The 25,667-nt window shown below is 59.0% G+C and carries 22 protein-coding genes; 13 read left to right on the top strand and 9 right to left on the bottom strand.

The features are described from left to right. Nucleotides 1-54 precede the first annotated feature (54 nt). On the top strand, nt 55-2,826 hold the full coding sequence (polA, locus tag K5K95_RS09220) for a DNA polymerase I (RefSeq protein ID WP_222589193.1): 2,772 nt from the start codon (nt 55-57) through the stop codon (nt 2,824-2,826). Nucleotides 2,827-3,109: 283 nt separating this feature from the next. Here the strand turns inward: polA and yihA are convergent, their stop codons facing one another. Next, nucleotides 3,110-3,754 (bottom strand): ribosome biogenesis GTP-binding protein YihA/YsxC, encoded by a 645-nt coding sequence (yihA, locus tag K5K95_RS09215; protein ID WP_222589192.1) that lies wholly within the window; start codon nt 3,752-3,754, stop codon nt 3,110-3,112. 191 nt (nt 3,755-3,945) lie between these two features. On the opposite strand from yihA, the gene K5K95_RS09210 reads away from it, so the two are divergent. From K5K95_RS09210 to K5K95_RS09180, 7 genes are all read left to right on the top strand, one after another. After that, nucleotides 3,946-4,236, top strand: a complete 291-nt coding sequence (locus tag K5K95_RS09210; protein WP_222589191.1) for a c-type cytochrome — start codon at nt 3,946-3,948, stop codon at nt 4,234-4,236. A gap of 46 nt (nt 4,237-4,282) precedes the next feature. Beyond that, nucleotides 4,283-4,894 (top strand): c-type cytochrome, encoded by a 612-nt coding sequence (locus K5K95_RS09205; protein WP_222589190.1) that lies wholly within the window; start codon nt 4,283-4,285, stop codon nt 4,892-4,894. A gap of 200 nt (nt 4,895-5,094) precedes the next feature. After that, the gene (locus K5K95_RS09200; RefSeq protein WP_222589189.1) at nt 5,095-5,736 is read left to right on the top strand and encodes a thiol:disulfide interchange protein DsbA/DsbL; all 642 of its coding nucleotides are present in this window, start codon (nt 5,095-5,097) and stop codon (nt 5,734-5,736) included. A 14-nt stretch (nt 5,737-5,750) separates the two neighbouring features. Next, nucleotides 5,751-6,629: an endonuclease/exonuclease/phosphatase family protein gene (locus K5K95_RS09195; protein ID WP_222589188.1), complete on the top strand. Its 879-nt coding sequence runs from the start codon at nt 5,751-5,753 to the stop codon at nt 6,627-6,629. Next, nucleotides 6,626-8,683, top strand: coding sequence for a GGDEF domain-containing protein (locus K5K95_RS09190; RefSeq protein WP_222589187.1), 2,058 nt, complete (start codon nt 6,626-6,628; stop codon nt 8,681-8,683). The genes K5K95_RS09195 and K5K95_RS09190 overlap by 4 nt, the downstream gene beginning before the upstream one ends. A gap of 103 nt (nt 8,684-8,786) precedes the next feature. After that, nucleotides 8,787-9,566, top strand: a complete 780-nt coding sequence (locus tag K5K95_RS09185) for an N-acetylmuramoyl-L-alanine amidase (RefSeq protein WP_222589186.1) — start codon at nt 8,787-8,789, stop codon at nt 9,564-9,566. Between the two features lie 75 nt (nt 9,567-9,641). Further along, nucleotides 9,642-11,255, top strand: a complete 1,614-nt coding sequence (locus K5K95_RS09180) for an EAL domain-containing protein (protein ID WP_222590314.1) — start codon at nt 9,642-9,644, stop codon at nt 11,253-11,255. 15 nt (nt 11,256-11,270) lie between these two features. On the opposite strand, the gene K5K95_RS09175 is transcribed toward K5K95_RS09180, so the two are convergent. Both K5K95_RS09175 and algB read right to left on the bottom strand, forming a co-directional pair. Then, a complete protein-coding gene (locus K5K95_RS09175; protein ID WP_222589185.1) occupies nt 11,271-13,061 on the bottom strand; it encodes a KinB sensor domain-containing domain in 1,791 nt (596 codons plus the stop codon). Between the two features lie 10 nt (nt 13,062-13,071). Then, a complete protein-coding gene (gene algB / locus K5K95_RS09170) occupies nt 13,072-14,418 on the bottom strand; it encodes a sigma-54-dependent response regulator transcription factor AlgB (protein WP_222589184.1) in 1,347 nt (448 codons plus the stop codon). 441 nt (nt 14,419-14,859) lie between these two features. On the opposite strand from algB, the gene K5K95_RS09165 reads away from it, so the two are divergent. The 5 genes from K5K95_RS09165 to K5K95_RS09145 all read left to right on the top strand — a co-directional run bounded on the left by K5K95_RS09165 (nt 14,860) and on the right by K5K95_RS09145 (nt 19,331). Further along, complete coding sequence (locus K5K95_RS09165; RefSeq protein ID WP_222589183.1) at nt 14,860-15,147, top strand: hypothetical protein; 288 nt, start codon at nt 14,860-14,862, stop codon at nt 15,145-15,147. Between the two features lie 82 nt (nt 15,148-15,229). After that, on the top strand, nt 15,230-15,394 hold the full coding sequence (locus tag K5K95_RS09160; protein WP_003177151.1) for a DUF1328 domain-containing protein: 165 nt from the start codon (nt 15,230-15,232) through the stop codon (nt 15,392-15,394). Nucleotides 15,395-15,396: 2 nt separating this feature from the next. Continuing rightward, a complete protein-coding gene (locus K5K95_RS09155; protein ID WP_222589182.1) occupies nt 15,397-15,861 on the top strand; it encodes an inhibitor of vertebrate lysozyme family protein in 465 nt (154 codons plus the stop codon). A gap of 705 nt (nt 15,862-16,566) precedes the next feature. Continuing rightward, on the top strand, nt 16,567-17,898 hold the full coding sequence (gene gltP / locus K5K95_RS09150) for a glutamate/aspartate:proton symporter GltP (RefSeq protein ID WP_222589181.1): 1,332 nt from the start codon (nt 16,567-16,569) through the stop codon (nt 17,896-17,898). A 203-nt stretch (nt 17,899-18,101) separates the two neighbouring features. After that, nucleotides 18,102-19,331, top strand: a complete 1,230-nt coding sequence (locus K5K95_RS09145) for a nucleoside recognition domain-containing protein (RefSeq protein ID WP_090177461.1) — start codon at nt 18,102-18,104, stop codon at nt 19,329-19,331. A gap of 119 nt (nt 19,332-19,450) precedes the next feature. On the opposite strand, the gene K5K95_RS09140 is transcribed toward K5K95_RS09145, so the two are convergent. The 6 genes from K5K95_RS09140 to K5K95_RS09115 form a co-directional block, all read right to left on the bottom strand. Then, nucleotides 19,451-20,077, bottom strand: a complete 627-nt coding sequence (locus K5K95_RS09140; RefSeq protein ID WP_222589180.1) for an ABC-type transport auxiliary lipoprotein family protein — start codon at nt 20,075-20,077, stop codon at nt 19,451-19,453. Next, the gene (locus tag K5K95_RS09135; protein ID WP_222589179.1) at nt 20,074-21,012 is read right to left on the bottom strand and encodes an MlaD family protein; all 939 of its coding nucleotides are present in this window, start codon (nt 21,010-21,012) and stop codon (nt 20,074-20,076) included. Before K5K95_RS09135 ends, K5K95_RS09140 begins: the two co-directional genes overlap by 4 nt. Nucleotide 21,013: 1 nt before the next feature. After that, a complete protein-coding gene (locus tag K5K95_RS09130) occupies nt 21,014-21,817 on the bottom strand; it encodes an ABC transporter ATP-binding protein (protein ID WP_222589178.1) in 804 nt (267 codons plus the stop codon). Then, entirely contained in the window at nt 21,814-22,962 is a 1,149-nt protein-coding gene (locus tag K5K95_RS09125) for an ABC transporter permease (RefSeq protein WP_222589177.1), read from the bottom strand. The genes K5K95_RS09130 and K5K95_RS09125 overlap by 4 nt, the downstream gene beginning before the upstream one ends. Nucleotides 22,963-23,016: 54 nt before the next feature. Beyond that, nucleotides 23,017-24,045: a DUF5924 family protein gene (locus K5K95_RS09120; protein ID WP_222589176.1), complete on the bottom strand. Its 1,029-nt coding sequence runs from the start codon at nt 24,043-24,045 to the stop codon at nt 23,017-23,019. A gap of 115 nt (nt 24,046-24,160) precedes the next feature. Next, nucleotides 24,161-25,549 carry a M16 family metallopeptidase gene (locus K5K95_RS09115; protein ID WP_222589175.1) on the bottom strand — a complete coding sequence of 463 codons (1,389 nt, stop codon included), beginning with the start codon at nt 25,547-25,549 and terminating at the stop codon, nt 24,161-24,163. Nucleotides 25,550-25,667 lie beyond the last annotated feature (118 nt).

The following is a 25,667-nucleotide window of genomic DNA, read 5'->3' as shown; positions in this document are numbered from 1 at the left end:
GTCAACGGTCCCGCTATTCTAGCGCCGGACCCGCCGAAAAGGTTGATCCTGCTCATGAGCCAAGCCCCCCTCGTCCTGGTGGACGGTTCTTCTTACCTGTATCGCGCCTTTCATGCACTGCCGCCGCTGACCACCTCCAGAGGTTTGCCGACCGGTGCGGTCAAAGGCGTGTTGAACATGCTCAAGAGTCTGCGCAAGCAGTACCCGGACAGTCCGTTCGCCGTGGTCTTCGACGCCAAGGGCGGGACCTTCCGCGACGAAATGTTCGCCGAGTACAAGGCCAATCGCCCGAGCATGCCCGATGACATGCGCGTGCAAATCGAGCCACTGCACCAGAGCGTGATTGCCCTGGGCTTTCCATTGCTGTGCGTCGAAGGCGTCGAAGCCGATGACGTGATCGGCACCCTGGCCCGCAGCAGCGCGGCCGCCGACCGTCCAGTGGTCATCTCCACCGGCGACAAGGACATGGCCCAATTGGTCGACGGCCACATTACCTTGGTCAATACCATGACCGGTAGCGCGCTGGACGTGGAAGGCGTGAAGGAGAAATTCGGCGTCGCTCCCGAGCAGATCATCGATTATCTGGCATTGATGGGCGATTCTTCCGACAACATTCCCGGCGTTCCAGGCATCGGTCCAAAGACGGCGTCTGGCTTGTTGGTCGGCGTAAACGGCGGCCTGACCGAGCTATATGCGAATCTCGACATCGTTCCGACGCTGCCGATTCGCGGCGCCAAGACCCTGCCGGCCAAGCTGGAAGAGCACAAGGAGATGGCGTTCCTCTCCTATCAACTGGCGACCATCAAGATCGACGTACCGCTGGACATCGGTCTCGACGATCTGCAAATGGGCCAGCCGGATCACGACAAACTCGCCGAGCTCTACACCCTGCTGGAATTCAAAAGCTGGTTTGAAGAAAACCAGCGCGATGCCAAGCGTTCCGGTCAGGAAGTCTCTGTTCCGGTGGCTGAAGAAGCCGCTGTCGACACCGAACTCAAGTACACAACGATCCTCACCCAGGCTGATTTCGATCTGTGGCTGAAGAAACTCAACGACGCCAAGCTGATCGCCTTTGATACCGAAACCACCGGCATCGATGCGCAGCAGGCGCAATTGGTGGGCCTGTCTTTCGCGGTACAAGCCAACGAAGCGGCCTACATCCCGCTGACCCATTCCTACATGGGCGTGCCGGATCAGCTGGATCGCGACACCGTGCTGCGGGCGCTGAAACCGATTCTGGAAGATCCGAGCAAACTCAAGGTCGGCCAGCACGCCAAGTTCGACATGAACATCCTGGCCAACTGCGCCATCGGCGGCGATCAGAGCTGCGGCATCACCGTGCAAGGCATCGCTTTCGACACCATGCTCGAATCCTACGTGCTGGACTCCACAGCCACCCGCCACGACATGGACAGCCTGGCGCTCAAGTACCTGAATCACACCACCACCAGCTTCCAGGACATCGCCGGCAAAGGTGCCAAGCAACTGACCTTCGACCAGATTTCCCTGGAACTGGCCGGGCCTTACGCCGCAGAAGACGCCGACGTGACACTGCGCCTGCATCAAACCCTGCAGGAAAAGCTCAATGCCATTCCGAGCCTGAGCAAAGTCCTGAGCGAAATCGAAATGCCGCTGGTGCCGGTGCTGGCACGGATCGAACGCCAGGGCGCGCTGGTCGACGCCAACCTGCTGGGCATTCAGAGTGTTGAACTGGGCGACAAAATGGTCGCGCTGGAGCGTGAGGCGTTTGCCATCGCCGGCGAGGAGTTCAACCTCGGCTCGCCCAAGCAACTGGGCGTGATCCTGTACGAAAAACTCGGCCTGCCGATCCTCAGCAAAACCGCCAAGGGCCAGGCATCCACCGCCGAAGCGGTGTTGGCTGAACTGGCCGAACAGGATTACCCGCTGCCTAAAGTGCTGATGCAGTACCGCTCGATGAGCAAGCTTAAAAGCACGTACACTGATCGTTTGCCAGAGCAGATCAACCCGCGCACCGGGCGGATTCACACCTCGTACCATCAGGCCGTCGCGGCCACTGGCCGTTTGTCGTCCAGCGATCCGAACCTGCAGAACATCCCGATCCGCACCGCCGAAGGCCGTCGCATCCGTCAGGCGTTCATTGCCCCTAAAGGCTACAAGTTGCTGGCAGCGGACTACTCGCAAATCGAACTGCGGATCATGGCTCACCTGGCCAAGGATGAAGGGTTGCTCCATGCGTTCCGCAATGACCTGGACGTGCACAAAGCCACGGCGGCCGAAGTCTTCGGTGTCGAACTGGCCGACGTCACCACCGATCAGCGTCGCAGCGCCAAGGCGATCAACTTCGGTTTGATCTACGGCATGAGTGCGTTTGGCCTCGCCAAGCAGATTGGTGTTGATCGCAAACAGTCACAGGCGTACATCGACCGCTATTTCACCCGCTACCCGGGTGTTCTGGAGTACATGGAACGCACCCGCGCCCAGGCAGCCGAGCAAGGTTTCGTTGAAACCATTTTCGGACGTCGCCTGTACTTGCCGGAAATCAACGCGAAAAACCCGGCCCTGCGCAAAGGCGCCGAGCGCACGGCAATCAACGCCCCGATGCAAGGCACCGCGGCGGACATCATCAAGAAAGCCATGGTAGCTGTGGATAACTGGCTGTCGACCTCAGGCCTCGACGCCAAAGTCATCCTGCAAGTGCACGATGAATTGGTGCTTGAGGTGCGTGAGGATTTGGTCGACCAGGTTCGCGACGAAATTCGCGCGCACATGAGCGATGCCGCGAAACTCGATGTACCGCTTCTGGTTGAAGTCGGCGTGGGCAACAACTGGGACGAGGCTCACTGAGCCGTCTAGCTCGGGGTTTTCTGCTGCGGCACAGTGCCGCGGCAGAACAGCGAAGGGGCTTATTTCGGAAAACGAGGGGGCTTATTTCAAATGGTTTCTGAAACGCCGGAACTAAACCTGTGAACTGCCACTCAGAGTTACTGAATGGCTGGTGAAGCCCTTCGATGCTCCTATGTTGTGTTAAGTGTTGGCAGATATCTGGACCCCGCCCTAGCGGTCCGGAACTTGAACCCCGGAACTTCCCCCTCCCCATAAGAAGTCCGGGGTTTTTTTTGCCCGCGATTTATTGCCCGGCAACCTCCGAGCCCTTGTCCGCGAGTTCCATCCAGCCTGCCAGTACAGTGTAGGCGTCTTCCAGGCCCATGCGTTTCGGCGCCGAAAACAATTGGATGCTGATCGCATCACCCCAGCCTTTGCGAATATCCGCCTGAACCTTGAGCAGGACGTTTTTCGCTGCGCCGTACGTCAACTTGTCGGCTTTGGTCAGCAAAATGTGCATCGGCATGCCACTGGCGACCGCCCAGTCGAGCATCAACAGGTCGAAGTCAGTCATTGGATGGCGGATGTCCATCATCAGGATCAGACCTTTCAAACTCTCGCGACCACCCAGATAAGCTTCCAGGTGACGCTGCCAGTGCAGCTTCAGCGGAATGGGTACTTTTGCGTAACCGTAGCCCGGCAGGTCGACCAGACGACGATCATCGTCTAGCTTGAAGAAGTTCAAGAGTTGCGTGCGACCCGGGGTTTTCGAGGTTCGCGCCAGGCTGGCATGCGTCAGGGTGTTCAACGCGCTGGATTTACCGGCATTGGAACGCCCGGCGAATGCCACTTCGAAGCCTTCGTCGTCAGGACATTGATCGACTTTGGCAGCGCTGAGCATGAAGGTGGACTGTTGGCACAGGCCGAGGATGGGGTTCTTGAGTTGCATGGGATTTCCGATGTGGGCGGCGCCGGGAATGGACGCGGCGAGCAGTGTCGTTTCCGTTTCAGTGACGCCAGTATATAATGCCGCAGATTTTGTGTGCGCTTTGTCCCAGCGTAGGATGAAGTTCACGAGAGCGAATGACCTTGATTGCGCATTAGAACGCAAAACGCTCTCAACCCTGAAAAGGTCGTTTTATGACGAAATGGCTGCTAGTTGCCGGTGTCTTGATGCCGCTTTACAGCGCTCAGGCTACACAGGATCCGGAAACTGTGTACAACCGTGTTTGTGGTGCCTGTCATTCCGGCCAACTACCCATGGCCCCTCAAAAGGGCGATCAGGAAGCTTGGACGCCGAGGTTGGCGAAAGGTATGGAGACGCTGGTGCAACACGTGACCCAGGGTTTCAAGGCGATGCCGCCGCGTGGTTTGTGCATGGACTGCAGTGCCGAGGATTACCAGGCCATCATCCACTGGATGAGCGAGTGATCCCGGTCCATAACTCTTTAACCCTTAGCCGTAGTTGGATTAGCTGATGAACAAATTGATCGTGAGTCTGCTGTTGACCGTGGGGATCTCCGGCATTGCCCATGCTGCAGGTGATGCAACTGCTGGTCAGGCGAAAGCCGCAGTATGTGGCGCCTGTCATGGCCCGGATGGCAATAGCATGGCGCCTAACTTTCCGAAACTGGCAGGCCAGGGCGAGCGTTATCTGAACAAGCAGCTGCACGACATCAAGTCCGGCAAACGCACGGTACTGGAAATGACCGGACTGCTGACCAACCTGAGTGATCAGGACCTGGCCGATATCGCCGCCTACTTCTCCAGCCAGAAAGGCAGCGTTGGCGCCGCCGACCCTAAAGTCGTGGCTCGCGGTGAAGCATTGTTCCGTGGTGGTGACCTGGCCAAGGGCCTGCCCGCCTGCACCGGTTGCCACTCGCCCAATGGCGCAGGCAACCCGGCAGCTGGCTTCCCACACCTGGGCGGTCAACACGCTCAATACGTTGCCAAGCAACTGACCGAATTCCGCAAGGAAGAAGGCGGCCGCACCAACGACGGCGACACCAAAACCATGCAGACCATTGCCAAGCGGCTGAGCGACGAAGACATCGCAGCAGTGTCCAGCTACATTCAGGGCCTGCACTAAGACCGGCGAATCGGGGGTCGCGCAGGATGTACATCTCCTGCCACGTTAACGCTCCATTAATCCGTCGCAGCAAGTATAAAAAGGGTGGCTTAGGCCGCCCTTTTTTGTGGCCGCTGCCGTTACACTACAGAACTCACGCCCGCCATGACCTGTCTGAAAACAGGTCGCGCGAAGCGACCAAAATTGTCCAGGAGTAAAGCATGCGTAATCTGATCATCAGCGCCGCACTCGTCGCTGCCAGCCTGTTCGGCATGACTGCCCAAGCCGCCGAAGCACCCGCCGCCCCTTATGTCGAACTGAGCAATCCGGTTCCGGTCGCCGTGCCTGGCAAAATCGAAGTCGTGGAGCTGTTCTGGTACGGCTGCCCGCACTGCTACGCTTTTGAACCGGTGATCAATCCTTGGGTCGAGAAGCTGCCTTCGGATGTAAACTTTGTCCGCATTCCGGCGATGTTCGGCGGCCCTTGGGATGCACACGGCCAGATGTTCCTGACCCTTGAAGCCATGGGCGTCGAGAGCAAGGTTCACGCCGCGGTGTTCAACGCGATTCAGAAAGAACACAAGAAGCTGACCGATAAAGCCGACATGGCCGACTTCCTCGCCACTCAAGGCGTAGACAAGGACAAGTTCCTCGCGACCTTCGACTCCTTCGCCATCAAGGGCAAGATCGTCCAGGCGCGTGAACTGGCCAAGAAATATGAAATCTCCGGCGTTCCAACCATGATCGTCAACGGCAAGTATCGCTTTGACGTGGGCTCTGCCGGCGGTGCCGAGCAAGCCCTGCAACTGGCCGACAAACTGGTCGACAAAGAGCGAGCGGCTAACAAGGCTGCCGCCAACTAAGCGCGGGGCCTGCCATGCGCCGCTGGGGTACTGAACGGGTCGTTGGCCTGCATGATCCGCAGGTCAACGAACATCATCTGGAATCGACGGGCTTGCCCGCAGACAGCCGTCTGCGCCTGCTCAGTTTCAATATTCAGGTCGGCATCAGTACCGAGCGTTATCGGCACTACCTGACCCGGGGCTGGCAACATCTGTTGCCACACACCGGGCGTGCCGACAACCTGCAAAAGATCGGCAATCTGTTGGGCGACTTCGATCTGGTTGCCCTGCAGGAAGCTGATGGCGGCAGCCTGCGATCGGGTTACGTCAATCAGGTTGAACACCTGGCGCAACTTGGCGCCTTCCCCTACTGGTATCAGCAACTCAACCGCAATCTCGGCCGCCTCGGCCAGCACAGCAATGGCGTGCTGAGCCGACTGCGCCCGTGGGCGATTGAAGATCATCCACTGCCTGGCCCCAAAGGCCGCGGAGCCATCCTGGTGCGCTTCGGCGAGGGTCCGGAGGCGTTGGTGGTGGTGATGATGCACCTTGCGCTCGGCGCTCGGGTGCGCACGATGCAACTGGCTTACATTCGCGAGTTGATCGGCGGCTACAAGCACCAGGTGCTGATGGGCGACATGAACACCCACGCCAGTGACCTGCTGCAGAACTCCCCGTTGCGTGACCTCGGCCTGCTCGCGCCACAACTGGAAGCGACTTTCCCCAGTTGGCGTCCGCAGCGCTGCCTGGACCATATTCTGCTCAGCCCCACCCTGACCCTTGAAAAGGTCGAGGTGCTGGCACAACCGATTTCAGACCACCTGCCCGTCGCGGTAGAGATTCGTCTGCCGGGTTCGCTCACGGCCGATGCATTGCCCGCGTTGAGTCCTGCCCCTCGCGGATCCCTTGAATGAGCGACGAAACAGAGCGTTGGAAAGAGAAATACCTCAAAAGCATCGAACAACAGGAAAAGCTCGAACGCCGATGGAACGCCAGGCTCGACCTGCTGCGCCGTGGCCTGGTACGCAGCACGCTTGCCGCGGAGGGCACCGATCGCGCCGTTGATCAATGCATGAAGGAAATGCGCGAAGTCGTGCGTTCCGATGATATGGACGCCGGCCTGGCCGCCTTGTTGCCACGGCTCGAAAAAGCCGTGCTCGACTCCGAACAGCGCCGGGAAACCCGGGTCAACCAGACCAGCGCTGCACTGACTGCACTGGTTACGCAGCTGCAAACGCTGCCGCTGCCACGCGAAGTCAGCCGACCGCTCAAGAATTTTGCCAAGCAACTGGATGCCCGGGTCAGTCAGGCAAAGGAAATTCCGTTGCTGCTTAGCGAGCTTAGTGGCTTGCAAGGCAACGCCTTGCGCCAACTGGATAACCCGACAGAGCCTGATCGCCCCGGTTTTTTGCAGCGGCTGTTCGGTAGCCGGGAAGCGGATGAGGCTGCGCCTCAGGTTGCCGTCGCTACCGTGCAAGCGCCTGCCCAGCAGACCGTTGAACCGGCTAGCCCACTGGCTGCCGAGACTCAACCGGTGACAGCCAATCCCGCGCCCACGATCGAGCCGCCGCCAGTCGCGTCGCCAGTCGCCCCGTCACCGGCCTACGACGCCCAGCCCGTCGCTGCAATCCCTGAGCCCCTGGTGATACAGGCCGCTCCCAAAGCGGTTACCGCTCCCGACGTCGTGGCGTTTGTCCCAACTGTCCTTGCCCCCACGCCTGAATGTACGCAGCCGGTAGATACACAAGAGCCGAGCGATTTTGAACAACTGGAAGAGCCTGCACAGCCAGTCATCGCACCTGCCGCGCAGGTTCAAGAGGTAATCAATCCTGACGAATTGAACCCGGCAGTGGCGATCGGCGATGCGCAGCAACCTGAGTCTGGAGACGCTGTTTATGCCTTGCCAGATTCACCAGAGCCTTCCTACAGCTCTGTCGCCAAGCACATTGAAGACACGCTGCTGGGCCTTCTTGACGACCTGACGCTGCCTGAGCGCCACCGGCCGCAAGCCGAAGCGATGCGCGACCGCCTGCAAAACGGCTTGAACTGGTACGAGTTGATTCCGATCCTCGACGATCTCGCAACTTTGATGCTGGCGATCACCGACAGCGGCCAGCACGAATTCGAAGCTTACTTGCAGCATCTCAACGAACGCCTGGAGTCATTCCAGAGCAACTTGCAGGCGGCCAGCGACGGTCATGCCGACAATCGATCTGCCGCGCGCGAAATGGACACGCAGATCCGTGAGCAGGTCGACGGCTTGCAAAGCAGCATGCAGGAAGCGGCAGATCTGGAGGACCTCAAACACGTCCTTGAGAACCATCTCGAAGGCCTGCTGGGCACGATGGACCAACACCAGAAGCAGCGCGACGAGCGTGAACATGAAATCGCCGCACGCCTGCAAAGCCTGGCCGAGCGGGTGGCGCACATGGAACAGGAAGCGCTGGGCTACCGCGAGCACCTTGAAGAACAGCGCCAGAAGGCGCTGATCGATCCGCTCACCAGCCTGCCCAATCGAGCCGCCTGGAGTGAGCGACTGGAGCACGAGGTTCACCATTGCCAGCAACACGGCAACACCTTGTTGCTGGCGATGCTGGATCTCGACCACTTCAAACGCATCAACGATAACTACGGGCACCTTGCGGGTGACAAAGTACTGAAAATCATCGCCAGCGTGCTGCGCAAGCGCCTGCGGGGAACCGATTTCATTGCACGGTTCGGAGGTGAGGAGTTTGTCATGTTGATGCCTGACACTTCATTGGTAACCGGCGCAAAGCTGCTGGAAACGTTGCGCGCCTCCATTGAAGCCTGCCCTTTTCACTTCAAGGGCGAGCGGGTGACCATCACGCTGTCCGTAGGTTTTACCGCATTGAAAACCGCGGAACACAGTGATCAAGCACTGAAAAGAGCCGATCAGGCGTTGTATCGCGCAAAGAATGGCGGCCGCAACCGGGTCGAGCCGGGCTGACAGGCAATTGTTCCTTTTTATTTAAAACAGCGCTTTTGCCCTCTGCACGCGAGGCAGTACGTTACACTGTTGCATTACTGTCTTGCGTGTATTGCCTCCAGCCATGAAATGTCTTGCTCTCATTGTGTCGCTGCTCCTGCTGGCGGGTTGTGCCAGCGGTCCGCGGATCGACACCAGTCACCCTTCAGCCAACTACGACAGTCGCATTCAGTTCGTGGTGGTGCATTACACCAACGCCTCGCTCGAGCGCTCTCTGCAGTTGCTGACCCATGGCGAGGTCAGCAGCCACTATCTGATCGGCGATGATAAAGGCGCCACCATCTATAAGCTGATGGATGAAAATCTGCGCGCCTGGCACGCCGGTGAAAGCGAGTGGCAAGGCCGGACCTGGCTGAACTCCAGCTCCATCGGCATCGAGATCGTCAATCCGGGCTTCAAGGACACCCCGACCGGTCGCCTGTGGTATCCCTACAGCGAAGCTCAGATTCAATCGTTGATCTTCCTGCTCAAGGACATCAGCAAACGTCACAACATCAACCCTGACGCCATCATCGGTCATAGCGACATCGCGCCGCTGCGCAAGCTCGACCCCGGCCCGCTATTCCCCTGGAAACGCCTGGCCGCCGAAGGCCTGGGTATCTGGCCCAACGAGCAGGCGGTTGCACGCCAGCAAGCCCGGTATGCAGTCGAACTGCCAAGCATCAGCTGGTTTCAGTCACAGTTGGCTCACCTGGGTTACTCCACTCCGCAAACGGGTGAGCTGGATGTAGCGACACGCCATGTACTGGCCGCTTTCCAGATGCATTTCCGCCCAACCCGCTTCGACGGCACCCCGGACGCTCAAACCGCAGCATTGCTACAGGTCTTGAATCAGACAAAATAATGACGCCCGCCCGACGGTCGAGGCTATTTCCAAATCAGCAGCTATAACTCATTGGTAATTCTTCGGATATCCATGATGGCTGTAGCTCGAGAGACGCTTCGTAGTTGGTTCTATCGCCCTTGGTTCCTGGCGATACTGGCTGCTGCCTTCAGCGCAACACTATTGATGGCCGGCAGCCTGTTCGTGGCAATGCATCAGGTCGAACAGAGCGAGAGCGAGGAAATGAACGCTCAGGGCGAACGCTTCCTTGTCCGCCTCGAGCAGTTGTTCGGGCAGCTTCGAGAGAGCCTCGACGACCTGGAAGCCCAGCCGTTACGAACGTGTGATACGGCGATGGTCGCGACGTTGCAACAGGTCAGTTTCAACTACCGCTTCGTTTACGAAGCCGCTTACATGGATGGCCCGCGAATCTGCTCAAACCGCCCTCGCCAGGAAGTGTTGTCGCTGACACGACCACCGGACATCAGGGGCCCCACCTACAGCTTCTGGTTGAACACCACGACCGAGCCCGATGAAAACCGTGCTGCGCTGATGCTCGGACGTGGCAACTTCCGTGTCGCGACGTCTCGCGGACATTTGACCGACATGGTCGATCTGTCCCCCGGTAGCAGCCTGCTGGTCGTGCTCGATCACGGCAACCGGGCGATTCCGGTTCTGGGTGTCGAGCAAGTCTGGCCGCCCACACAACCCTGGCCCCCAAAAAGCCAGGATGCATTGCAAGTGACTCAAACTCACTTGATTTACCGCATGCCCACCAACAACCCCGAATACCAATTAGTGCTGATCACACCGCGCACGGGCATGCATGTGCCTGCCGTTTGGTGGTGGCTGCTACCGGCCAGCCTGGCCCTGGGTGTCTTCGTTGGTTTCATGGTGTTTTTGCTGGTGCGACAGCGACAGTCGCTGGACGCCGAATTGAACGGCGCCATTCGCCGAGGCGAATTGCAGGTGTTGTATCAACCGATCTTCGATCTCGACAGTCGCAACTGCGTCGGTGCCGAAGCCTTGTTGCGCTGGCGAAGGCCGGACGGCACCCTGACCAGTCCCGACCTGTTCATCCCGATGGCCGAAAACACCGGCCAGATCCGTCAGATGACCGACTTCGTATTGCAGCGGTTGCTTGAACAGCTGGGGCAATTGCTACGCGCCAATCCGCAGTTGTACATCTCCGTGAACCTGGCGGCTTGCGACGTCATGGTCCCGCGTATCGGCCAGGTGATGGCCCGCCTGCTGACCTTGCATCGGGTTGCGGCAAAACAAATCGCTTTCGAGGTGACTGAGCGTGGCCTGATCGATGTGGTGGTGGCCAGGGAAAACCTGCAAGCGCTGCGCGATGTCGGGCATCAGGTGTTGATCGATGACTTTGGCACGGGTTATTGCAGCCTCGCCTACCTGCAAACCCTGCCGGTGGACTGCCTGAAAATCGACAAGGCGTTTATCGATGCTCTGGGCCATGACGCCGCCAGCAGCGGTGTGGCACCACACATCATCCATATGGCGCAGGCCCTGCAACTCAAGGTGATTGCAGAAGGTATCGAGCATGAAGCCCAAGCGAAGTTTTTGAGCAGTGAAGGCGTGAGGTATGGCCAGGGTTGGCTTTTCGCCCATGCGCTGAGCGCCGTCCAGTTCATTGAACTGATTACCCGCGGTCGCCGGCTGAGCGCGCGGCGTCTGGATGATGAAGCCTGAAGAAATGGCTGCGGCTTATACCGCCAGTGCCATGTAGAACTGCGTCCCCTGCCCCGGCCGCGAATAGACACCCATCCGGCCGCCGTGCAGCTGCACGATTTCCTTGCACAGCGCTAAGCCAAGCCCCGCACCACCCTTCTTGCGCCCGACCTGAACAAAGGGCTCGAAGATCCGCCCTTGCTGGCCGTAAGCAATGCCTTCACCGTTGTCTTCTACGCTGATAATCACCCGTTCCCCATGACGTCGGGCCTGCAACCGTATCAACCCACCCTGAGCGGTGTGGCGCAAAGCGTTATCGATGAGGTTATCGAGTACCCGGTCCAGTTGCCCCTGGTCGACCTGCAACCTGGGCAGCGGCCCCTGCACTTCCACCAGCAATTCAATGCCCTTGAGCGTCGCAACCCCGGAAAAACGTCCCCGGGCCTGCTCAAGCAGATCTTCGATGGCACAAGGTGCCAGCGTCAGTTTCTGCAATCCGTTCTGGTAGCGCGAGAAATTCAACAAGTCGTTGATCAGCTGCATCAAGCGCTGCATTTCTTCATTCACGGTGTCCAGCAAATCAGCTTCGCGCGAATCCTCAGGAAACTTCGCCCGTTCGCGGAACAGGCCGAAAGCCATGTGCATGCCAGTCACCGGGGTGCGCAGCTCATGGGAGGCCCGCAGGACAAACTCACTGCGCACCCGTTCGAATGCACGCTGTTCGGTGACATCATGCAACACCATCACAGCGCCAAGAATGTGGCCCTGTGTATGGCTGACCGGCGTCAAGCTATAGGTCAGCAACCTCGATTCGCCGTCTACCTCAACGCTCAGGTCTTCCGGTGCCCGCTCGAGGGTCCCGCCGCGCAGCACCAGTTGCAGTTGTTCATCCAGTTCGGGGCGTTCAAGCGCCGTCCCCAGCCCTTGGCCAAGACGATCGGTGTCCCAGCCCAACTGGCGCTGCGCCACTGGGTTGAGGTGCTCGAGATGACCATCGCGATCGATCATCAGCAACCCGTCGTCGATACTGTCGAGTACGGCCTGCAATCGTTGCTGACCGGCAAGCAGCTCATCGATATTCATCGCCTGGTGCTCGCGCAACGCCTCGGCCATGATGCCGAAACGCTTGGTCAGCTGGTTCATTTCCACGGCGGAGGACACCGGCAAGGTCACTTCGAAATTGCCCTGGCCGATATTGTCCGCAGCTTGCACCAAGGCTTCGATCGGAGCGCCAAAACGCCTGGCGATTGCATGGGCGGTAACGAACCCGATGATCAGGACCGCCAATCCCACCAATCCCAGCAAGCCGGCGATCAACAGCGCCCGCTCACGAGCCTTGCGTTCGGTGTCATTGATGCTATCCAGCGCACGCTTGTGCTCGGTGATCAGGCCATTGCGCAGTGCGTTGAATTTTTCCGTCAGCGCTTCTTTGCCACTCAATACCTGCGTCGGTTCACGCGCCTGGCTGTAGGCCTCAAGAAATTCGAGGTAATCAGCCTTCGCCTGCTTGAATCCGTACAAGTCGCCGTTGCCGGCTTGCTCATGGGCGATGCCTTCGTCCAACAACTGGAGGTAATGCTGGCGGGTCGCCTCAAACGCTTCCGGGTTGGGCGTCTCATTGACCATGACCATGAGTTGATCGCCCAAGGTCTGGCGCAATTTCAGCCCCAGATCCAGCGTGACAAAGTTCTCGCGAACCAGTGCTTCCTGGGTCGCGGCCATCTGCATCACGCTCACCAGCCCGAGCAAGAGCCCGAGCAATGCCACCGTGATCAGCGCCGAAATACTCAGGAACAGCCGAGTACGCAGCTTCATCGCCAGTTTCATCGGACAGCGCTCACAGGTTGTACTGCTTGCGCTTGCGATACAGGGTCGAAGCGTCGATGCCAAGGGTTTTGGCCGCCTGGTCCAGCGTGTCGGCCGTGGCCAGCACGGCACCGATGTGGGCTTTCTCCAGTTCGTCCAGACTCAACGCAGCACCGATGCGCGGTGCGTTGTTGATCGGCGTCTCGGCCATGCCCAAATGACTGATCTCGACCCGCTCCTGTGGACAAATGATGCTCGCCCGCTCCACCACGTTACGCAGCTCGCGAATGTTGCCGGGCCAGCGGTAACCCAGCAGCGCCTCACGGGCTTCATCGCTGAAGCCTCTCGCCGGTCGGGCGTACTCCTTGACGAAGCGCGCAAGAAAACGGTCAGCCAGGTTCAGGATGTCTTCCCTGCGCTCGCGCAGTGGCGGCAAGTGCAGGGTAATGACGTTCAGGCGATAGAGCAGGTCTTCACGAAAACGACCGTCGCGCACCATGTCTTCGAGGTTCAGGTTGGTCGCCGCAAGAATTCGCACGTCGGCGCGGCGCGTCACTGGGTCGCCCACACGCTCGTATTCTTTGTCCTGGATGAAACGGAGCAATTTGGGTTGCAACGTCAGAGGAAAATCGCCGATCTCGTCGAGGAACAACGTGCCGCCATCCGCTTGATTGACTCGTCCCAAGGTGCTTTCACTGGCACCCGTAAACGCGCCACGGCTGTGGCCAAAGAGTTCGCTTTCCATCAATTCCGCCGTCAGCGACGGGCAGTTGATAGTGACGCAGGACTTCTTCTGACGTTTGCTCCAACCGTGAATGGCTTGCGACAGCTCACCTTTACCAGTCCCGGACTCGCCAAGGATCAGGATGTTGGCGTCGGTGCCGGCCACCTGGCGTGCGGTCTCGAGCACAACTTTCATGGCCGGGCTATGTGAGTCCAGGCCGTCCTTGGATTTACGCACTTCGCCTTCAAGGGCCTCAAGGCGCGCGGAGAGTTGGCGCACTTCCAACTGCTTGGCCGTGGCCAGGCGCAATTGGTCGGGGCTGCAAGGTTTGACGAGATAGTCGGCTGCACCGGCCTGAATGGCATCGACTGCGGTGTCTACGGCGGAGTGAGCTGTGACGATCACCACGCGCATCCAGGGTGCCTGGATGCGCATCTGGGCCAAAACATCCAGGCCATTGTCTTCGCCCAGGCGCAGATCGAGAAAGCACAGATCGAAAACCTGGCGCTGCAACAAGGCGTCGGCCTGTGCTGCGCTGTTTGCGGTAGCGACGCTATAGCCTTCATCTTCGAGGCAATAACGGAAGGTTCGCAGAATGGCAGATTCGTCATCCACCAGCAGAATGCGGCCTTGATGCTCAGTGGCTGATTCCATGTTCCTGCGCTCCATTTAGTGAATGATCTTGGTTAGTCCCGGAAAAATCGGGCAAGTTGCATGGTTTATTCTGATCCATTCCAGCCCTGGCAGGGTAGTTCTCTACCGATCTGTTAGCTAATGGTCTGATTTATCTGGTTTTTTACTTAAATATCGCTTTTAAGGCGATTACCCACGTCCCTTTCTGACATCTGCGCCCTCCTCGCAATTCAAAAATTCTCAAAGTTCCCTCGATGCGATCGTGCAATACGCACGACCTTGCGCAGGACATCGTGCAGGATGCGTCCTGCGCGTATTTCACCAACAACCTAACTACTTGATTTTAAACGATTTAATTCTATGAAAAAGCTGGCATGCAGGCTGCAATGTATAGGGTAAGCAGGGCATAAATTATCGACGCCCATTAGCAGATCACCCCACCAGAGTGGGAGGAGCTTCAGGATGAATCGTCAACGTGCCGGCCAGTTGCCTATATCGCCATTGCATATCCAGCAAGGCCTGTTTGCCCTTCTGGCCCTGCTGATCACGCTGATTGCGGGCCAACAGTTCCTTCTTTGGGAACAGAGCCAGCAGCCAGAGGCGCCGCACGTATCGATTCACCCTGCAACCCAGACTCATTTCAGAGCCGTCAGCAGCAACCAGGCTGACCTCGCCCCGATGCGAATGATGGACGTCGACCAGGCTCAGCCTGCGGATCAGATGCCACGTCAGGAACATTGGGTGTTCTAGGCAAACGAACTTGGCGCGATCGATGCGCCGGGAAAAGCACCACACGCACTACCTCTAATATAGAAGCGTAAGGAGAATCACCATGTTGAGCTGGGCAATCACATTCTTGATCATTGCCATCATTGCTGCGGTACTGGGCTTCGGTGGTATCGCGGGCACCGCCACGGGTATCGCCAAGATTCTCTTTGTCGTGTTCCTGGTGATGTTTATTGCTTCGTTCTTCTTTGGCCGTCGCGGTCGAGGTTGAAGATGAGCGTCACGTTTAAGACATTGGCAGCCGCCCTGCTTCTGGGCGGTAGTGCCATGGCAATCGCTGCCAATGATGGGCAGTCGCGGGTCAACGAGTTGCTGAGCGCAGACCCGCAGTACCGTGAAACCTGGACAAAAGTCGTTAAAAAGGAAGAACGACTGCCGGAATGGGTGATGAACCTGTCTGGCGATGCCGAGCAAATGAATGCTCTTGAAGAAGATGGCGACAAGTATCTGGTCGGCCCGCTGTGCGAAACAAAGTCGACGTGCCGGACCAAACGCTTGATCGTGGCATTCAGTTTCGACAAAAAGGACGCCTACGCCATGTTGATCGAAGTGCCTGCAGGACTGCCGGCCGACAAGTCGCCAACGCGACATGCCGATTACCGCTTCCTCGGTAAACCCGATCAAGGTATGCAGGATTTGTTGATGGAACAGCTCAAGAAAGATCCAAACTGGTACTGAGTTCGAAACACGGAAGAGGCGGCACCGCTTCTTCCCTATGCGCTACCCGAGGAAGGTAGTCGCATGACCAAGGGGTCGGGACGTTCTGACTGTTTCAGGGTCGGAGTGACCTACGGGCACATGGAGTGCCTGCGCGAGGGCCGGGTCAGGAATAGCTGCGACGCAAGTTCGCCAATCCCGTGTGATTTGACGAGCTTGCGTAGAGCTTTTTGCATGAAAAGCATCGTCCTAGAGCGTTCTGCTCATCCCCTGTCCTTAAGATATGGCGACTCTTCGCAAAACCGTTGCGCGGTGTTTCTTTCGTGACCGTATATCGAGAAAGATCTGCTTTGCGTACGAAGTGTTTTCGCTTTGAAACGTAGGCTTTTTCCTAAGTTTTGCCCTACACATCCCCGCTCAAGAAATGACCAACCTCCCCTGTAATGGCCGGTTCACGGCACTTATGCCTGCCGAAATGTCGTATTCGAACCGGTTGGGACGCGAGTTTGAATTGAAAAAGCTCATGCCGATTCGGCATAGGGTAGGCGTTTACGGCATTAGACGTCGCAGCCTTGCATCGGAATAGTTGCGCCTTTTTTCGCCTGCCAGAGAGCCATACAACTCGCTCCGGGGCACCTTATACGGGGGCAGAGGCATACGACTTTTTCGCCACAAGCGTTCCAGTTCCTGCATCTGCCTGAGTCAAACGCAAGTAAGGGTAAAGATATGAAGAAGGCAAAGCTTAGCCTCGCCTGGCAGATCCTCATCGGTCTGGTATTGGGGATTGCAATCGGTGCGCTGCTCAACCATTTCAGTGCCGAAAAAGCCTGGTGGGTCAGCAACGTCCTGCAACCGGCAGGCGATATCTTTATCCGTCTGATCAAGATGATCGTTATCCCGATCGTCATTTCCTCGCTGATCGTCGGCATCGCAGGCGTTGGTGACGCGAAGAAGCTTGGACGTATCGGTCTGAAGACCATCGTTTACTTCGAAATCGTCACCACCATCGCCATCGTGGTCGGTCTGGTGCTGGCCAACGTGTTCCATCCGGGCACCGGCATCGACATGAGCACCCTGGGTACGGTGGATATTTCCAAGTACCAGGCGACCGCTGCCGAGGTTCAGCACGAACACGCGTTCGTCGAAACCATCCTCAATCTGATCCCGTCGAACATCTTCGCGGCCATGTCTCGCGGCGAGATGCTGCCGATCATCTTCTTCTCCGTATTGTTCGGCCTCGGTTTGTCGAGCCTGCAATCGGACCTGCGTGAACCGCTGGTGAAGATGTTCCAGGGCGTCTCGGAAAGCATGTTCAAAGTCACCCACATGATCATGAACTACGCCCCGATCGGCGTTTTCGCACTGATCGCGGTGACCGTGGCCAACTTCGGTTTCGCCTCCCTGCTGCCGCTGGCCAAACTGGTGATCCTGGTCTACGTCGCCATCGCCTTCTTCGCCTTCGTGGTGCTGGGCCTGATCGCCAAGGTATTCGGCTTCTCGGTGCTCAAGCTGATGCGCATCTTCAAGGATGAGCTGGTGCTGGCTTACTCCACCGCCAGTTCCGAAACCGTGCTGCCGCGCGTGATCGAGAAAATGGAAGCCTACGGCGCACCGAAAGCCATTTGCAGCTTCGTGGTGCCAACCGGTTACTCGTTCAACCTCGACGGTTCGACCCTGTACCAGAGCATCGCGGCCATCTTCATTGCTCAGCTCTACGGCATCGATCTGTCTATCAGCCAGCAACTGCTGCTGGTGCTGACCCTGATGGTCACCTCCAAAGGCATCGCCGGTGTACCGGGCGTATCCTTCGTGGTGTTGCTGGCCACCTTGGGCAGCGTCGGTATTCCGCTCGAAGGCCTGGCGTTCATCGCCGGTGTCGACCGCATCATGGACATGGCCCGTACCGCACTGAACGTGATCGGCAACGCCTTGGCCGTACTGGTCATTTCCCGTTGGGAAGGCATGTATGACGATGCCAAGGGTCAGCGCTACTGGAACTCCCTGCCGCACTGGCGCAGCAAGGAAAAGCTGCCTGCCGGCGAAGTGTCCAGCAACTGACACAAAACCTTGTAGGAGTGAGCCTGCTCGCGATAGCGGTGTATCAAACAACAGAGATGTTGGATGTGCCGCCCTCATCGCGAGCAGGCTCACTCCTACAAAGGTCCAGTCCAAGCCGTACAAACAAACCCCGGAGAAATCCGGGGTTTGTCGTTTCTGCACACCCCGCTATCATTCGCCGCATCTTCCGGGGGATTTGACTGATGCTTAATGGCCTGTGGCTTGGCTTCTTCATCGTGGCTGCCATTTCGGCGCTGGCGCAATGGCTGATTGGCGGGAACGCCGGGATCTTCGCGGCGATGGTGGAAAGCATCTTCGCCATGGCCAAGTTATCGGTCGAAGTCATGGTCCTGCTGTTCGGCACACTGACGCTCTGGCTGGGCTTTCTGCGAATTGCCGAAAAGGCCGGCATCGTCGAATGGCTGGCCAAAGCGCTCGGCCCGTTGTTCCTGCGTCTGATGCCGGAAGTCCCACCCGGTCACCCGGCCATCGGCCTGATCACGCTGAACTTTGCCGCCAACGGCCTGGGCCTGGACAACGCCGCCACGCCGATTGGCCTCAAAGCCATGAAAGCGCTGCAAGAGCTCAATCCCAGCGACACGATTGCCAGCAACGCACAGATCCTGTTTTTGGTGCTCAACGCGTCCTCGCTGACCCTGCTGCCAGTGACGATCTTCATGTACCGCGCCCAGCAAGGCGCGCCCGATCCGACGCTGGTGTTTCTGCCCATCCTGTTGGCCACCAGTTGCTCGACCATCGTGGGCTTTTTGTCGGTAGCGTTCATGCAACGTCTGCGCATCTGGGACCCGGTGGTGCTCGCCTATCTGATTCCCGGTGCCCTGGCCCTCGGTGCCTTTATGGCGCTGCTGGCGACCCTCTCGGCGAGCGCTCTGGCGGGTTTGTCATCCATCCTCGGCAACCTGACGCTGTTTGGCTTGATCATGCTGTTCCTGGTGATCGGCGCGCTGCGCAAGGTGAAGGTGTACGAAGCGTTCGTCGAAGGGGCCAAAGAAGGCTTCGACGTGGCCAAGAACCTATTGCCGTACCTGGTGGCGATGCTGTGCGCGGTCGGTGTGCTGCGAGCCTCCGGGGCACTGGACTTTGGTCTGGACGGTATCCGTCACCTGGTGGCATGGGCCGGCTGGGACACGCGCTTCGTCGACGCACTGCCAACGGCGATGGTCAAACCGTTCTCCGGTAGCGCCGCCCGGGCAATGCTGATCGAAACCATGAAGACATCGGGTGTAGACAGCTTCCCTGCGTTAGTCGCGGCGACGGTGCAGGGCAGTACGGAAACGACGTTCTATGTACTGGCGGTGTACTTTGGCGCGGTGGGGATTCAGCGCGCGCGGCACGCGGTCGGGTGTGCGTTGCTGGCGGAGCTTGCTGGCGTACTGGGTGCGATCGGCGTTTGCTACTGGTTCTTCGGTTAACCGAAATTCCCTGTGGGAGCGGGCTTGCCCGCGATGGCGTCGTATCAGGCGACGATGATGTCGACTGATAGTCCGCTATCGCGGGCAAGCCCGCTCCCACATGGGGTTCTGTGGTGGATTCAGGGCTTTGGCGGCGGCGCGACTTTCTGGCCTTGCTCAACCGCCCAACTCACCACCTGCGCCGTCAACTGATCACTGGCCTGGCCAAACCCGGCCACCACCGCCGGCACCTGCACATCGCTCAACGGCTGGCGCACTTCGAAGCGACGGCTGGCGAGGATTCGCTGGTCATACCCGCGCACCAGCAACGCATCCAGACGCACGACCACACTGGCCGACGTGCCTTGATACTCCGTCTGAAAGGCCTGCAGATTGCCGCCCAACTCCAGATCAGCCTGGAAATTGCTGTCATCGGTGCTCAACAACGGCACCCGCCCGTCACGCTGGAAACCATCGAGCAGGCGATTGCGCAGCAACACCGGCGCCGGATCGCTCCAGCGTGACGCCTTGTAGCTGCTGAGCAGGTCACCCTGAGGGATGACCGCGATGTTCGGGCTGTTCAAGGCCTGGCTGGCCTGGGGCTTGGTCAGGCGCAGCGACCAGCGTTGCGGCGCGCCGTGGCTGGCCGCGACGCTGCCCTGGGACGCGGGCAAGCGATAGACATCGGACGGCTCTGACTTGGGCAGGATCGAACAGGAACTGACCCAGGTGAAGCTGGCGAGGAGGGCGAGGTGAACAAACTTCATGGCGTGAATTCCTTGTTCTTGTCATCACCCAGCAGATAACCGCTGGGGTTGGCTTGCAGGCGTTGGGAGATGGCCCGCAATGCCGTCAGGGTGTCGCGCAGTTCACGCACCGCTGGCGCCAGGCCATTGAGGCCCTGCATCCCGCTGTTGAGCGAATCCTGATTGGTCGTGAGGAGGGTGTTGATAGTCGCGCTGCTTTGCTCCAGCGATTTCATCGCCTGCTCGGCGCTGCCGAACACCTGCTTGCCCTGATCATTGAGCAGGCCATTGGCGTTGCGCATCAGCGCTGACGTCTGTTCGAGCATGGCCCCGGCTTGCTTGCCGACCGACGCCAGTTGCTGCATCGCCTGACGAATATCACCGCGTTGATCGGCGATGGTGCCGGTGGTTTGCTCCAGATGCTCAAGCGTCTTGCTGACGCGATCGACGTTGTCCGGAGAAAACATCTGATTGGCGTTATGCATCAACGTGCTCACGCCGGCCATCAAATCATTGCTGTCGTTCATCAAGCGCGCGATGGGCGAGGGCGACGCCACAATCGTTGGCAAGTGACCGTCCTTGCCCCTCAGCGTCGGGCTTTGCGGCGTACCTCCGCTGAGCTGGATGATCGACGTCCCCGTGATCCCGGTCAGCGCCAACTTGGCCTGGGTGTCTTCCTTGATCGGCGTATCGCCCCCCAGGCGAATCCGCGCCAGCACCCGACGCGGGTCTTTCGGGTCAAGGCGCAACGTCACCACGTCGCCAACCTTGATCCCGCTGTACTGCACCGCGCTACCTTTGGACAGACCGCTGACCGCCTCGTTGAAGACGATCTCATAATCCTTGAACTCGGTGTCGACGCTGGACTTGGCCAGCCACAGACCGAAGAGCAGGGCGCCTGCCACCACCAGCACGGTGAACAGGCCGATCAATACATGATGGGCTCGGGTTTCCATGTCAGACCTCTTTCAACTGTTGAGCGGCCGTCAGCGCCGCGCGGCCGCGAGGGCCATGGAAGTATTCGTGAATCCACGCGTCGTCGGTTTCCGACACCTTGTCGATGGCGTCCGCCACCAGCACTTTCTTCTGCGCCAGCACCGCCACCCGGTCGGTGATGGTGTAGAGCGTGTCGAGGTCGTGGGTGACCAGAAACACACTCAATCCCAGGGCATCACGCAGGGTCAGGATCAATTGATCGAACGCCGCAGCGCCGATCGGGTCGAGGCCGGCGGTAGGTTCGTCGAGAAACAGGATGTCCGGGTCCAGCGCCAGCGCCCGGGCCAGTGCCGCGCGCTTGATCATGCCGCCGGACAGCGAAGCAGGGTACTTGTCGGCCGCCGACAGCGGCAGACCGGCCAATGCGAGCTTGACCGCCGCCAGGTGCTCGGCGTCTTCACGGCTCAGACCCGCGTGTTCGATCAAGGGCAGTGCGACGTTTTCGGTCACGGTCAGCGAAGAGAACAGGGCGCCTTTCTGGAACAATACGCCGAAACGCCGTTCGACCAGCGAGCGCTCGTGTTCGGACAGGGTTGGCAGGTTCTTGCCGAAGACTTTCACCACCCCCTCACTGGGCTGACGCAAGCCGACGATGCTGCGCAGCAACACCGATTTTCCGCTGCCGGAACCGCCGACCACGGCGAGGATTTCGCCCTTGTACAAATCGAGATCAAGGTTTTCGTGCACGCTCTGGCTGCCAAAGCGATTGCACAGGCCACGGACTTCGATCACCGCCTCGGAAGGCGCGCGCGGTTGTCGACTCACCAGCCCATCTCCATGAAAAACAATGCGGCCACGGCGTCGAGCACGATCACCACGAAAATCGACTGCACCACGCTCGACGTGGTGTGCGCACCGACAGATTCGGCACTGCCGCTGACTTTGAAGCCTTCAAGACAACCAATCGAGGCAATCAGGAAGGCGAAGATCGGCGCTTTGACGATCCCCACCAGAAAGTGCTGAACGCCAATGTCCGACTGCAGCAGCGAAAGGAACATCGCCGGCGAGATATCCAGCGACACGGCGCACACCACACCGCCGCCGACAATGCCTGAGAGCATCGCCAGAAAAGTCAGCATCGGTAGCGCAAACAGCAAGGCCAATACGCGCGGCACCACCAGCAATTCCACCGGGTCGAGACCGAGCGTACGGATGGCGTCGATTTCTTCATTGGCTTTCATCGAGCCGATCTGCGCAGTGAACGCACTGGCAGTGCGCCCGGCCATCAGGATCGCAGTCAGCAATACACCAAATTCGCGCAGGAAGGAGAACGCCACGAGGTCCACGGTGAAAATGCTCGCGCCGAAACTGGCCAACACCGTCGCCCCGAGAAACGCGACCACGGCGCCCACCAGAAAGGTCAGCAGCGCAACGATGGGCGCGGCGTCGAGGCCGGTCTGTTCGATGTGCGCAACCATCGGCGTGATACGCCAGCGCGCGGGGCGAAACAGATTGCGCGCGATGGTTTCAAGAATCAGGCCGACGAAACCCAGCAGTTGCAGGGTGTCCTGCCAGACCGCATCGACGGCGCGACCAATGCGCGTCAGCAGTTGAATGCCAACGCTGATTTCCGGCTCCTTGAGAGGCACGCAGAAATCGGTAAGCGAGCAATAAACCGTCTGCAACAAGGCACGGTCGGCAGAGGAAAGCGTGCAATCGGGATGCTCGGCGGACCGGCCCAGACGCTCGGAGCCGAGTAATTCCACCAGCAGCGATGCCCCGGCAGTGTCGAGGGCGCCGAGGCCATTGAGGTCGATGTGCGTGCTGTCGTCGTACTGGCCACGGAGCTTTTCGCTCAGTTGCTTGAGATCGGCGTAATGGGCGAGCGTCCAGTCACCCGTAACCCGCAATTGAGCAGGGGAGTGAGAGGCGTCTAGTCGGGCATTGCCGGCCACTGTGCTACTGGTCATAAGCTCCGTGCTTGTTCGGCTGATACGCAGGTCTACGTAATAGCACGAACCGGATTAGTTTTCTTTTATCGGTGTGCTGTCCGCGATCTTGAAGCGCAGCACCCCGATCAACTGGCCGTCTTCGGTCAGCACCCGAACCTGCCATTTACCCGCCGGGTTGCCGGGGAAGTTCTGCTTGTGGGTCCAGGCCCGATAGCCTTCCTTGCGCCCGCCATGGATGTCCAGCGGGATGCGGTCAACCTCTTTGCCGTTGAACATCCACACGTGATAAATCCGTTCATCCAGACCGCGCGGAGCGTTGATCGCGGTGTAGGCGTACAGGCCATCTCCGCGGATCTGTTCGGCGCTGACCTCTTCAAGGCTCTTGCCTGGCGTGCGGTCTTGCATCTGCGTGCTGATCGCCACGTCGGTCATCCACAGCGTCGCCGGCGGCACCCACGAACGCAGCACCCAGCCAACGCCGCCGATACCTACGGTAATGCTCAGAATCGCCAACGCGTTGCGCACTGTCCGTATCGGGAAAATCGACGCCAGGCTCGGGAACGACAGCACGACGGAGATACCCAGCGCCAGTTTGAAACTCTGGGAGGTGGTCAGGTGCATGATGACGGGCAGGGCAGTGAGTAGCGCAGCAAACAGCGTCAGGGTGTGCAGCGCCAGGAACGCCCAGCGTCGGGGCGCCAGCCATTTGTAGTAGAGCGGGTCGATGATGGAAATCAGCGCCGCAATCCCCAGCATCCCGGTAAAAAACAACTGGCCGCTGTTCCAGGTGGTGGTGATGAAAAAGAATGGCAGGACGAAGAACAGACTTTCCTGGTGAATCATCTGCGTCGCATAACGCAGCAAAGGCTGGGGAATTTCGCGTTTGAAAATTCTGGTGAAGAGCTTGGTCAGGCTGTTTTCCAGCATCAGCCAGATCCAGCTGAGCACCATGATGATGGTGATCCACGTCGCCAGGCTCTGTTGCCGATCAACCAGAATGAAACTGCCGACCCCGGAGATAAAACCGCCGAGCGCAATGACGCCTGGATAGCGCTTCATCAATTCCAGGATGCGCTGTACGTATAGGGTCAAAGTAGGCATTCGGCGATTCACAATAGTCGTGGGAAAAATCCTCGACAGACTACCGCCCGTGGGGCGGTGTGGCGAGGTTCGCAATCCAGACCCGCCCCCCCTGTAGCACCGCCAAAGGCAGCGGTTATACGGTTGGCGGACCCCTTCGGTGCATGCGCCAGCCCAGCACCATCAACACGATAAGGCCAAACACGCCGGCAATCGCCCACATCAACTGGTCATAGCTCAGCAGTGGCTTCTCGATTCGCAAGTAGCCCGGCTGCATCAGCAACTCACGCATCGCCTTGTTCGCTTCTTCGAGCGTCACGCCTTGCAGCTCCTTGGCCGGATCAGCGAAGCGTCCGTCCTCGTAGTCTCCAAGCGCACTCCAATAGTAATCGGCCAGTGCGCTGTTTCCTTGAACGGCCCAGGCCTGGCGGGCGATTGCGGCCTGTTTGAGCCGGTTGAACGTGTTCGCGTTGAGGCCGTCCCTGAGCATTCCGGCCTTCAAGTCTTCCAGCACTTGTTTGGCTTCAGGCACGTCGTCGCGTTCCAGGTCTGCGTTCAGGCTCATGAAGCCCACCCCGCCAAACAGTTCGCGCTCAGCCGAGGGGCCATAGGACAAGCTGTGGGCAAGGCGCAATTTGCGATAGAGCGCCCAGTCCAGATACTCCTTGAGCAAATCGAAGGTTTCGTCATGCAGGTCCTCCAGCACCGGCTCCGGAACCAGCCAGTGGAGCTTGGCGCCACCTCCGACGAATCCAGTGTTCAGCGTTCGCTCGTGGGCAGCGCTGGCCTGGATTTGCGGCAGGGCCAAATGATCGCTCGGGTCGACAGCCGCAAGTTCGCCATAGGTTCGCTCCAGATAGGCTGGCAGCAGGCGGTCGAGTTCGCCGACGACGATCAGCGTCATATTGTTGGGTGCATACCAGGCCTTGCGCACTTTCTCCAACTGTTCACGGGTCAGGTGATCGACTTGAGCCCGCTCCGGGCATTTGAGGCCCAGCTCCACCGCCAGTTGATTACTTGCCGTGTGGCCCAGGTCCTGACGATCCAGCCAGCGTTGCAAGTGCGAGTAATGGCCGCCGTCTTCGCGCTCGACCACTAGTTTGGCCGCGTTGATCGCGTTGTCATCGATTCGGGTCTGAGTCAGGAGCGCCAGCAGCAGGTCGAGGACCTTGCGCTGGTTTTGCGCCGGGGCCTCGATGGTGAACGTGGTGTCGGCGTTGCTGGTGAACGCGTTCCACTCACCGCCCAATGCCTGCATGCGCTCTTCCAGACCACCTTCGCCGGTGGCATCGATGCCGCTGAACAGCAAATGCTCGAGCAAATGCGGCAGCTCCTTGTCGGCGCAGCTGAAATCATCCAGGCCAACGCCGACCACCAGACGAATCGCCACATGCCCGCGCTCGGTGCCGGGCTTGAGCAGCAATTGCAGACCGTTGGGCAGCGTATAGCCTTCGACCTGAAAACGATCCAGGGCAAACGACGGCAATGAACCCAGCAAAAGAAAGGCGAACAACAGACAACGCATAGAAAGCTTCCAGGCAACCAATCGGAGATCCGTGTCGTCCTTCAGGCCGCTATCGCGGGTTGCCCACGAAGACGGCCTTGAGGCTGAACCACTGTAACTGACTGACCACACTGCCAGA

It is taken from the genome of Pseudomonas sp. DR48, from assembly GCF_019823085.1.
Lineage (GTDB): Bacteria > Pseudomonadota > Gammaproteobacteria > Pseudomonadales > Pseudomonadaceae > Aquipseudomonas.
This window is presented reverse-complemented; position numbering and strand designations above follow the sequence as displayed.

Bases quoted from the DNA above. Each gene is read 5' to 3' on its own strand.
- polA (WP_222589193.1), top strand. From the start codon at position 55: ATGAGCCAAGCCCCCCTCGTCCTGGTGGACGGTTCTTCTTACCTGTAT.
- yihA (WP_222589192.1), bottom strand. From the start codon at position 3,754: ATGCAACTCAAGAACCCCATCCTCGGCCTGTGCCAACAGTCCACCTTC.
- K5K95_RS09210 (WP_222589191.1), top strand. From the start codon at position 3,946: ATGACGAAATGGCTGCTAGTTGCCGGTGTCTTGATGCCGCTTTACAGC.
- K5K95_RS09205 (WP_222589190.1), top strand. From the start codon at position 4,283: ATGAACAAATTGATCGTGAGTCTGCTGTTGACCGTGGGGATCTCCGGC.
- K5K95_RS09200 (WP_222589189.1), top strand. From the start codon at position 5,095: ATGCGTAATCTGATCATCAGCGCCGCACTCGTCGCTGCCAGCCTGTTC.
- K5K95_RS09195 (WP_222589188.1), top strand. From the start codon at position 5,751: ATGCGCCGCTGGGGTACTGAACGGGTCGTTGGCCTGCATGATCCGCAG.
- K5K95_RS09190 (WP_222589187.1), top strand. From the start codon at position 6,626: ATGAGCGACGAAACAGAGCGTTGGAAAGAGAAATACCTCAAAAGCATC.
- K5K95_RS09185 (WP_222589186.1), top strand. From the start codon at position 8,787: ATGAAATGTCTTGCTCTCATTGTGTCGCTGCTCCTGCTGGCGGGTTGT.
- K5K95_RS09180 (WP_222590314.1), top strand. From the start codon at position 9,642: ATGGCTGTAGCTCGAGAGACGCTTCGTAGTTGGTTCTATCGCCCTTGG.
- K5K95_RS09175 (WP_222589185.1), bottom strand. From the start codon at position 13,061: ATGAAACTGGCGATGAAGCTGCGTACTCGGCTGTTCCTGAGTATTTCG.
- algB (WP_222589184.1), bottom strand. From the start codon at position 14,418: ATGGAATCAGCCACTGAGCATCAAGGCCGCATTCTGCTGGTGGATGAC.
- K5K95_RS09165 (WP_222589183.1), top strand. From the start codon at position 14,860: ATGAATCGTCAACGTGCCGGCCAGTTGCCTATATCGCCATTGCATATC.
- K5K95_RS09160 (WP_003177151.1), top strand. From the start codon at position 15,230: ATGTTGAGCTGGGCAATCACATTCTTGATCATTGCCATCATTGCTGCG.
- K5K95_RS09155 (WP_222589182.1), top strand. From the start codon at position 15,397: ATGAGCGTCACGTTTAAGACATTGGCAGCCGCCCTGCTTCTGGGCGGT.
- gltP (WP_222589181.1), top strand. From the start codon at position 16,567: ATGAAGAAGGCAAAGCTTAGCCTCGCCTGGCAGATCCTCATCGGTCTG.
- K5K95_RS09145 (WP_090177461.1), top strand. From the start codon at position 18,102: ATGCTTAATGGCCTGTGGCTTGGCTTCTTCATCGTGGCTGCCATTTCG.
- K5K95_RS09140 (WP_222589180.1), bottom strand. From the start codon at position 20,077: ATGAAGTTTGTTCACCTCGCCCTCCTCGCCAGCTTCACCTGGGTCAGT.
- K5K95_RS09135 (WP_222589179.1), bottom strand. From the start codon at position 21,012: ATGGAAACCCGAGCCCATCATGTATTGATCGGCCTGTTCACCGTGCTG.
- K5K95_RS09125 (WP_222589177.1), bottom strand. From the start codon at position 22,962: ATGACCAGTAGCACAGTGGCCGGCAATGCCCGACTAGACGCCTCTCAC.
- K5K95_RS09120 (WP_222589176.1), bottom strand. From the start codon at position 24,045: ATGCCTACTTTGACCCTATACGTACAGCGCATCCTGGAATTGATGAAG.
- K5K95_RS09115 (WP_222589175.1), bottom strand. From the start codon at position 25,549: ATGCGTTGTCTGTTGTTCGCCTTTCTTTTGCTGGGTTCATTGCCGTCG.